This is a genomic window from Haloquadratum walsbyi J07HQW2, from assembly GCF_000415985.1.
GTDB lineage: Archaea > Halobacteriota > Halobacteria > Halobacteriales > Haloferacaceae > Haloquadratum > Haloquadratum walsbyi_B.
The window spans coordinates 842738-852730 of sequence record NZ_KE356561.1 but is presented as its reverse complement, the minus strand read 5'-3'; the positions used below and the strand labels follow the sequence as shown (position 1 = coordinate 852730).

General features: G+C 47.2%; 6 protein-coding genes and 1 pseudogene. 5 read left to right on the top strand and 2 right to left on the bottom strand.

Translation table 11 applies throughout. The features are described 5' to 3' along the window. Window positions 1-55: 55 nt before the first annotated feature. Window positions 56-1350: pseudogene (locus tag J07HQW2_RS03940) on the top strand (RNA-guided endonuclease InsQ/TnpB family protein). Between the two features lie 186 nt (window positions 1351-1536). On the opposite strand, the gene J07HQW2_RS03935 reads toward J07HQW2_RS03940, so the two are convergent. Continuing rightward, window positions 1537-2319 (bottom strand): DUF7117 family protein, encoded by a 783-nt coding sequence (locus J07HQW2_RS03935; RefSeq protein ID WP_021054059.1) that lies wholly within the window; start codon window positions 2317-2319, stop codon window positions 1537-1539. Between the two features lie 871 nt (window positions 2320-3190). Between J07HQW2_RS03935 and J07HQW2_RS03930 the strand changes: the two genes are divergently transcribed. Beyond that, the gene (locus tag J07HQW2_RS03930) at window positions 3191-3484 is read left to right on the top strand and encodes a PadR family transcriptional regulator (RefSeq protein WP_021054057.1); all 294 of its coding nucleotides are present in this window, start codon (window positions 3191-3193) and stop codon (window positions 3482-3484) included. Between the two features lie 86 nt (window positions 3485-3570). On the opposite strand, the gene J07HQW2_RS03925 is transcribed toward J07HQW2_RS03930, so the two are convergent. Next, complete coding sequence (locus J07HQW2_RS03925; RefSeq protein WP_021054056.1) at window positions 3571-4806, bottom strand: AI-2E family transporter; 1236 nt, start codon at window positions 4804-4806, stop codon at window positions 3571-3573. A 134-nt stretch (window positions 4807-4940) separates the two neighbouring features. On the opposite strand from J07HQW2_RS03925, the gene J07HQW2_RS03920 reads away from it, so the two are divergent. From J07HQW2_RS03920 to J07HQW2_RS03910, 3 genes are all read left to right on the top strand, one after another. After that, entirely contained in the window at window positions 4941-6227 is a 1287-nt protein-coding gene (locus J07HQW2_RS03920; protein WP_048075462.1) for a Single-stranded DNA binding protein, read from the top strand. Beyond that, complete coding sequence (locus J07HQW2_RS03915; RefSeq protein WP_021054054.1) at window positions 6224-8209, top strand: hypothetical protein; 1986 nt, start codon at window positions 6224-6226, stop codon at window positions 8207-8209. The genes J07HQW2_RS03920 and J07HQW2_RS03915 overlap by 4 nt, the downstream gene beginning before the upstream one ends. 881 nt (window positions 8210-9090) lie before the next feature. After that, the gene (locus J07HQW2_RS03910) at window positions 9091-9951 is read left to right on the top strand and encodes a metallophosphoesterase (RefSeq protein WP_021054053.1); all 861 of its coding nucleotides are present in this window, start codon (window positions 9091-9093) and stop codon (window positions 9949-9951) included. The last annotated feature ends 42 nt before the right edge of the window (window positions 9952-9993 follow it).

Below are 9993 nucleotides of genomic sequence, written 5' to 3'. Positions count from 1 at the left end.
TCAAAAACACCGCCTCAAGCAGAGATGATTAATACAGCACGTCTCTTAACTTCTGATACGTCGTACGGAGTACACTCCACACTTCCGCCTTTTCGCTAACGAAGCGCAACGAGAAAACCTTGACTGGACCCGAAACACCGTACGGCAAACCTGCAACCACACGGTCTTTTACCGATTCAACCAATTCGACGACTCGGAAGGAACCGTGAAACAACGAGTCACCAAAATCCGAGACGAACTCCCCGAACTCAAACAATGGTGGACAGATTTGCAAGGCGTGTACTCGAAAGTCTTGCAGACACACGTAGAGCGCATCGCCCGAAACATCGAAAACCTCGGGAAACTCAAAGCGAAAGGCTACAAAATTGGCTCGTTGAACTGAAAGAACCCGAGAGAATTCCGCAGTTTCACGTACAACCAATCAGGCTTCAGACACGATCATAAGAGTGACTCGGATTGACGTGGATTACTGTACCTCTCGAAAATAGGATGGATCCCAACCTGTTTACACCGCGACGTACTTGAAGACACTGAAATCAAAGAGGTGACGCTGAAGAAAGAAGCGAGTGGTGCGTGGTGCGCGTCGTTCTGCATCGAAGTGGAAGACCCCGAAGACCCACCCGTCGAATCACTATCTGTGGACGACTGTGTGGGTATCGACCTCGGGGTTCTCAACTATATCCATAATCCGACCGGCCTCGTCGTCGACCAACTCGACTTGTTCGAAGACCGAGGACGACTCGAACGTGAGCAACGAGCATTGTCTCGTAAAGAGTACGAGTCGAACAACTGGGACAAGCACCGCCAGCGAATAGCAAAAGTCCACGCTCGGATGAATCAAAAGAAGTGGGACTTCAAGAACAAACTCGCATACTACTACACAACCCACTACAAGGCGGTGTTCCTCGAAGACCTGAACGTGAAAGGGATGCTCGAAAGCCCGCAGAGCGCTCGAAACAAGGCCGAAGTCGGGTCGGGTGGCGAGACTTCATTTCTATTATGCAACACCACGGGAAGAAGAACGGGTGTTACGTGGTCACGGTCAAACCAGAGAATACAACATTGGATTGCGCGTTGTGTAGAACGAGTGTGTACAAACCGTTGTGGGTTCGAGAATACTCGTGTCCGACGTGCGGGTGCGGGTTTGAAGCGGACAGAGATTACAACGCGGCTTTGAACGTCTTGTCACGAGGACTACAGAAACGAGGAGTGGTTCACCCCGAAGAAACGCCTGTGAAGACTGCAACCGCTGTGTCGACTGACGGAGGTTCATCCGCCGTGGTCGATGCAAGTTGCGTCGTTGAATCAGGAAGCTCCGCCCTCAAGGAAGCCGCGTCAGCGGCTGAGTAGGGTGGGGTAGTTCACAGTTGTCATCACTTACACTCAGGATTAGGATTTATTCGGATTAACATGGCGAATATCAGTATTTGTTGGCTGTTCTAGTCATCTAAAGATATCATGTATCGGTTCAGTAGTGGAAGGATATGGTACAATGATGACAAACCCGGTCTGGTGATCTGAATATCTCCGTCAGAATCACTCTGTGGCTGATGTATCAAACTGTACTGAATCAAGTTTCGTCCGTGCAATTTCAAGCGCATCTATATCATCATTCACGGCACCCTCGTGTAACTTTCGAGCTACTGTTAGGAATATCTCGCTTGTCTCGACGGGAATGTCTCCTTGTAATGCCTCACTGCGAGTAAGGTATGTTCTAAACCGCTCACGCAACTGGCTGACAGATAGTTCAGAATCTCGTGTTGCTGTGGTTCCTTCCGTAGATACACTCATTATTGATGATTCCTCACTAAGCCATTTACCGAAATCTTGGTGAAATCTGGAGAGAATTTCAGTATATGCAAGTCCGCGCGCAGCTGTCATTGAGGTTGGGACTGAATCTGGAGTTGGTCGATAGCCGTCATCCGTACCGGCAAGTAGTTTGGTCACATACAGCCGTGTCTCATTTGTCGGACGACGACGGCGGTCAAGTACATCAACTGCATGTAGTAGCTCAGCCGCTGAAAGCAGCGTCTCGTCCGGAGCCTGCAACGTTCCACCATTGAGAAATCCGCGCTGACGAATGTAGTCACGAAGGGTTGTGGTGAGGTCATCTGTGATCGTAGTAATATCAGTCTCTGAATCGAGTGCTTGTTGATGATTCGATAGATCTAATTCAACAGCACTGTCTGTATGCGTTTCTCTCTGTCCACGACCTACACTTTTGAGACTCCCACACGCCGGGCAGGCAACCTGTCCTGTGTCAAAGTATGACCACTCTTGACCACATTCACTGCATTGGCGCTGACCCCGAATCTCCATGTTTGAATTTTCGACTTCCAACAAACAAAAGCGCGTCGTGAAAATATGTAGTATTACTTATATACTGATGTCGGATGTATGCATCCATTCTGGCATACCACAATGCGAATTTTGAGCTTTTTACGAGCGGACACGGCGAATGCCACGGGGCTTGACCTCAAGTCGGTTCACAACTCCACTGCAGAGATAATATCAAAACACGGAGTGTAAGATCTTCGACCGTCGAGAATGGTACCATCAGATCCAACATCATTTATTTTATTTTCCGTATTCGTAGAGGCAATTATACCATATATACGAACAGGCGACAGTATTAAATCTCTACCACTAAGTTTTGCACATGACGCTTCGCTTTGGAGGGCCGAAGCGTCAGCGGGGACCAATTTAGAGCGGTGAGCGCCCGCGTAATTTGCGCGGGTCGCTTCCCGCTTTTACCGATGACATAATCTTCCAGATGTCACTGCCGCTGTTTATGTTAATGACTGCAGAAATATATGAGAGAATACCTGTGCTTTTGTATGTAATATAGATCCGATGAGCTACCTTCCGGCCCAATGTCGGTGGTCAGAATATATCTTCTATACGTTTCGCCACCACAGTTTTACTCGAATCCACTACATTATATATACAACAGATATGATTGAGGTATAGATGTGGAATTCGCAAAACACTATCATAAATGTTAGTATACTGATGTTTGATGCAGAAAATATAAGAACGTTGAAGTAAGTGCTATCTGTTATTTGATATAATAAAAACAAGTATAAATGCTAAGCCTCAGCATTTGTCTATACCAAACAGTAGCGCTCCGTTATTCAAGTTCATTCGACATGTTTATTTTATTGCATACTAACATAACAATAGTTCGACGATGTATGACTTGACAGGATTTCAGCGTGATTTATTATATGTGATCGCTGGTTTGGAGAAACCACACGGACTTGCAATAAAAGACGAACTTGAAAGTTATTATGAAAAAGAAATTCATCACGGGCGTCTATATCCAAATCTTGATACACTTGTCGACAAAGGGCTGATTGATAAAGGAGAACTTGATCGACGAACGAACTACTACACGCTTACCCGACGGGGGCAACGAGAAATTGATGCGAGGGCAGATTGGGAGGGGTCATACATCGAAATCTCATTTGACGGATTCGAATAGCTAGCGTATATATTCGTCAACTACTGACTTTGTTTAAATCATTTGATATATAACTGAGGATACAGATTATCCAAACAATATCAACATTAATCCTTGCTTCCATCAGCACCAGAGGTCTCATTTTCTTCCCCGTCAACATTGCTAACTGAGGTATCTTTTTTACCACCATGACCATCGCCGGCAACGGCATCATCTGGGATAAATAATTGTTGTTGACGAACAGCAACACTCGGATCAACGCTGTATGGACGTATTTGCTCACGTGAAATGAGTGTTGGAAGGACATACAGCGCGAAGTTCACTACCAATACGAGAATAATCGGCGCAAGAAAAACGCCATACCATCCAAACAGAAGCGGACCAAATGTGTATGCAACCATCACTGCACCAACGTGGAGTCGTCGTCCTGAGACATATGGTCGAAGCACAAGATCGGGGATTGTATCAACAATAATGAGTGAAACACCGACGAACATCGCGGCAAACCAGAGTGTCTGCGGATCTGTAATATACGATGTCACGGCTAAATACACAGCTACTGGAACATAGACAAGTTTCATTCCAACAACAGGAATAAGACTCGCAACGCCTGCAACAAGACCTAACAGCGCTGCTGCTGGAATCGCGATATCTGTCGGTGCAATGATATTTAAAATTGAGTAGGTTAACACACCAATTGTCCCTGTTATTACTGCATTAAGGATGTTACCAAAGAAGATACTTGTAAAATCATTATCAACCGCGTCAAGATACGTTTCAAGAACTCCACGTTCATCGCCAAAGCGACTTCGAACCCATCGTGAAAGTTGGTGATCATCTCGCAGAAGATAGAATGCAAGCGCAATCATCACAAACAGGTGGACAAGCCCAACGCCAATGACTGAGAGAGCGTTTCCTGCTGACCCAAGCGAACTGAGCACACGCTGGAGTTGATCAGGTGTTAATTGAGTGAGTTCAACCTGGACAAGTCGCTCAAGATCAGTGATCTGTGCCAGTTGTTGGGAGGTAATTGGCGAGTCAGCCATCTGAATAAGGGTCTGATTTGTGAGTCTAACCAGCTCATCCGCTGCAATTGCTGCTGTATACAATACCAATAATAATGCTGGAAGCGCAAGCAGTAATAACGCAACAGCAGCTGCCAGACTTGGTGGACCGATTCGTCGGTTAATTCGTTGATAAAGCGGACGCGTCGCATAGTAGAAAAATAGTCCAAAGACGATTGTTCCAATAAACGAATAGACAACAAATATCAAAGCACCAGCGAGTGCGAGTCCCATAACCCACCACGCGAGTTGTGTCCGGTCTATTGATCGAGACGACATATCAAAAGAGGGATCGCATACGTCAAAAGCCTATGGTGAATTTGGCGAATATTCGACAGGTGATTGCTAATAAGCTAGATATCACTATGCCTGCAGGAACGCTTTTTATTGCAGGCAGTTCTAACAATGCGTCAATGGACGTAGACGATCACGCTGAGGAACTTGCCTCCACCCTCGGTGTTGACAAAGCGGAGGTCAAATCAGATTTAGAAAACCTCGTTGCATACAGCGTTCCTGTTGACGAGGCCAAGCAAAGTATTCGCCGGAAGTATGGAAATGACACCGATAGTGGTGCCATGCCATCAGCAAAAGATATCGAGGCAGTCGAAACAGGTGATGGGAACGTGACTGTCACTGTTCGTGTCATTACGGTTGGTTGTCGGACAATCCAGTATCAAGGTGAGGAGCAGGCAATTCGTGAAGGAGTTCTCGCTGATGAGACAGGTACGATCCCATATACTGCGTGGCAGGACTTCGGGTTTGAATCAGGAGATTCAATTACAATCGGTAACGCTGGTGTCCGTGAGTGGGATGGACAGCCGGAATTAAATATTGGACAATCTTCAACAGTCGCTGTTGAGACTGATTCTGTATCGGTTGTGGAGCATGATCTACCCTGCTCAATTGGTGGTTATACGTCGCTTCTTGAGTTAGCACCTGGTAACCGAGGACGCGTTGTTGAGGTCGAAATTATTGAACTTGAAAAGCGTGTGATCAATGGACGCAATGGAGAGACAACAATTCACTCTGGGGTAATCGCTGATGAATCTGGACGATTACCGTTCACTGATTGGGAGGCGCGGTCAACTCTCTCAGCTGGTGAGACGTTCCGGTTTGATGATGTCTACATACGCGAATTCCGTGGCGCTCCACAAGTTAACCTTTCAAGCTTTACAACTGTCGAAGCGCTGTCAAAAACAGTTGAAGTCAATCAAGATGCCCAGCGAGTAGCAATCGGCGAAGCAGTTGATTCGGGTGGCGTTTTTGATGCTGAAGTTACCGGAACCGTTCTTGAGGTTCGTGAGGGCTCGGGACTGATTGAGCGATGCCCGGAGTGTAATCGTGCACTCCAGAGTGGTCAATGTCGCGAACATGGTAGCGTTGAGGGTGAAGATGATATGCGAGTCAAAGCGATTATCGACGATGGCACAGGTGCCGTCACGGCGATTCTTGATCGCGAACTAACTGAGTCTATCTACGGCGGGAGTATGGACGAAGCAATGACAGTCGCACGCGATGCAATGGATAAGTCAGTCATTGCTGAGGAGATTCGTTCAACTATTGTTGGTCGAGAGTATCGCATCCGCGGGAATATCTCTGTTGATGAGTATGGTGCAAATCTTGAGACGGCTGAATTTGAACGGACGAGTGATGATCCGGCAACACGTGCCAAATCGGTACTTGAAGAGGTGACATCATGAGTACTGCTCAGAATAGCCGTGAGATTGCATATCGACTCCTCGCAACTGAATTTGAGGATGCAACATTATCATACTCATCAGGTGATGATGAACGGGCGCCGAACTATGTAGTGACCCCAACTGGCGGGCGAATTAACCGGTTGTTTGCTGTTGGAGCGTTAACTGCCGTTGAATCTGTCACTGATAACCTTCGGCGCGGGCGAATCGCTGATCCGACAGGTGTGTTTGTCACATACGCAGGTCAGTATCAACCAGCGGCGGCTAATTTTCTCGAGCAGGCAACACCACCAATGTTTGTTGCACTAACCGGGAAAGCTCGAACATATCAGCCAGAAGACTCAGACGAGGTGTTGACATCTGCCAGACCGGAGGGTCTCACAGCAGTTGACACTGACACACGTGATCGATGGGTAGTGGGTGCCGCGGAAGCGACACTTCGCCGCATTGCAATGATGGATGCCGCACAGTCATTATCACTCCGCGGTAATGCACTACAGGATGAACTTGAATCTCGCGGCGTTGATGAAGCACGCGCTGAGGGAACAGCACTTGCAATCGAACATTACGGAACAACTGAATTCTATCTTGAATCACTCCGCAGAGTTGCAATCCAAGTGCTAGAGCTTGTTGCCGGTGATCGCGAGACAGTTGAGACGACTGAGCCTGGTCCAAGCGAGACCGGAGACACAAACTTAGGCGCACTTCCATCAATAGCAATCGATACAACTCCAGCTCCAACCGGTACAACTGCAGGTATTCAGGATACTGAAATTGATGCTAGTGCGTCCGTTGATGACGATAATATAGCTGCAGACACAACGAGTAGTGCAGAGCCATCTCCGTCTCAAGAACTCGATGTTGACACTGATATTGTGCAGCCAGCTGCCGATGGTGAGTCTAAACCCGAGTCAATAGATGAGCCAGATGAGTATGGTACACCAGATCCAATCAGTGCTGAAGATGACGCCGAAAGTGGTGTCGCTACAGCAAATACCGGTCATGAAACTGAGGGTGATGGTTCACTTTCTGATTTCCCTGAGGACTCAGGGCTCGATGATGAGATGGTAGACACAGTTGATGATCTCGCAGATGAGACAGACTCAATTGAAACACAGCTTGACGATGAAATTCAACGAGAAGTTGATGAGTCAGATATCTCAATAAATACAAACGATGTATCTGAATCTGAGTCTGAACCTAACTCTACATCTACTCCTGATATTACATCCGCTGGAGAAGGGGTTGCATCGGGTGATAGTGATGACTCATCAACTATTGGGTCTGCGGATGCTGAAGGAGATATGACAGCAGACCCAACAGAAATGTATGAATTCGATGATGATGAGCGGGCTGAGATTGAAGACGAATTTGGGACTGAATTCTCGACAGGTAATGAAATCGACGCCCCCGGCAGTGCTGATATCGATGTTCCGACAGCACCTGATATGGACCCGAGTGATGAAAAGACGTCTGTCGATGTCAGTGCCGACGCGACTGATACAGACGCGAGTGGCGTTGACTCATTAGACGCATCAACTGAATCCAACATAGATGCCGATACCAATAGGAATACCAATACTGATACTGGTATTGATGACCCAACAGATGACATATCAGCTGAGAATACCGTTACGTCCGGTAGTCTTGGTGACTTTGAGACCGATTTCGATTCCGATTCTGACCCTGCTGCGTCCACTGACAGAAACCTCTCCGAAGCTGAAACGGAGAGTAATGTGAATGACAATGCCACTACAGGAGACACGACCGACTCAAATGAAACACAGGATGTTGATCTGGAGCAAGCAGCAGTGTCGATGATGAGTGAACTTGATGATGGTGATGGTGCGACTCGTGACGCGGTTATTGGTGCGGTTGTCGATAGACATAATGTCAGCCCCAATGCAGTCGAAAGCGCAATTCAGTCTGCACTCATGAGTGGGCGTTGTTATGAGTCCGGTGAAGATGCGCTAAAAGCAATCTGAGTTCTCTGACGCTAGGGTCATCAGTGCCTGCAATACATTATTCCAAATTGGAAGGTAATACCCCTTCCCCAGGGAGTAATAAAAGCGAACGAGTAGGGAGGGGATACGCCCGACACTACAGAGTACAGTACGAGGCTATGTTTGTCGAGGACTTAGATGTGAAATCGATATTGGAACAGTCTCACAACGCTCGGAACAAGCAGGATTCGGCTTGGAGTCAGTGCATCCAGGCACTCGAATAGAAGGCTGACCTGAACGGCTGTTATGTCGAAAGATTTACGCCAGTAGACACGACGAAAGCGCGTTCCGAGTGTGGTTTGACATCCGATAAACCTGTCTGGGTTAGAGAGCATTGTTGTCCATCGTGTGGTTTTGAGTTGGGCAGGACAGGACAGGGATTGGAATGCCTCGACCAATGTGTTGGAGTTGTGAGGATGAGGATGAGGATGAGGACGAGGACAAGAAGGAGAGCGATTAGGGCTGCTGGGGCAGTCCAAAGTAAAACGTCTGAAATAGACTGGTCTCCCTACGGATACGGAGAAGATTCATTATAAATCAGTACCTGCAAGGACCGTCGTTGAAACAGGAAACCCGAGTGAGAATAAGGAAAGCCACATCTTCAAGGAACGAATCGTGAAAGCGGTGAGTGAGTAGGGTGGGGTAGTTCACAGTAATTAATCGACTTTGTGCTTCGTTATCCGTGTAAGTGAAACATATATTCCCCTACAAATAATACATTGAGCAATAACTACTGCCATGAGACAACCCGATCAATTAGGTTTAATACACGCACGGTGGCAGTCTTGTTCCCCACCTCATAGAAGTGAATTTACACGTACACGCTTAGTGACTATCTCGCCGATATGATATTCATTTGATATATGTCCGCAGATACAAACGCCGATGTAAGCACAACTGCTGAGTCACTTGTTGAGCCACTTCCATCGGTTCCGGCCGCATTAGCACACATTGGCACGGAGACGGCGCTTGTGATTGCTGATTATCATGCTGGTATTGAGATTGGACTTCGATATGAGCGTGGGGTCGAACTTGATAGTAACGCCGAAGACAGACGTCATCGCCTTCTGAACCTACTCACAGGACATCCTGTCGATCGACTCATTATTCTTGGTGATGCCGGTCATCGAATTGGTAATCCAGATGATAAAGAAACGCAGGAGCTTACTTCTGTATTTGAGGCTGTATTGAACCATGCCCCAATCACAGTAGTTCGTGGCAACCACGATGCAGGGATTGAATCAGTCGCAACAGCTGTCGAGACAGACAGTGCCCAGACCGGAAATACAATCGATGTAACTGAGGCATCAGGCATTAACTTCGGTGATATTGGATTTGTTCACGGACATAGTTGGCCTGATGAGACAGTGCTCGATTGTGATATCCTCTGTGTTGGTCATGAACACCCTCAACTCAGGGTTGCAGATCATGTTGGTGGGAGTCAGCAAACTCGAGCATGGCTTCGAGGACCCCTTGATTGGACGCCGTTTCAGAACAAACTGGAAATTAAAACTACATTCGAGTCACCTGATGACACACAAACAATCAGCCAAGATCCGCCCGATGTAATTGTCTTTCCCGCTTTCAATGAGCGCTCTGGTGGTACAAAAGTCAACACCAACGAGGGATTCCTTTCACCATTCCTTCCAGCAGCATTTCAGAAAAATCACACTGACGCATACTTGCTCGATGGAACACGTCTTGGTCCATATCAGTCCGTGTGACCAGTGATATTCTTCTAATATAGCACACCTCAGCATCGCTCG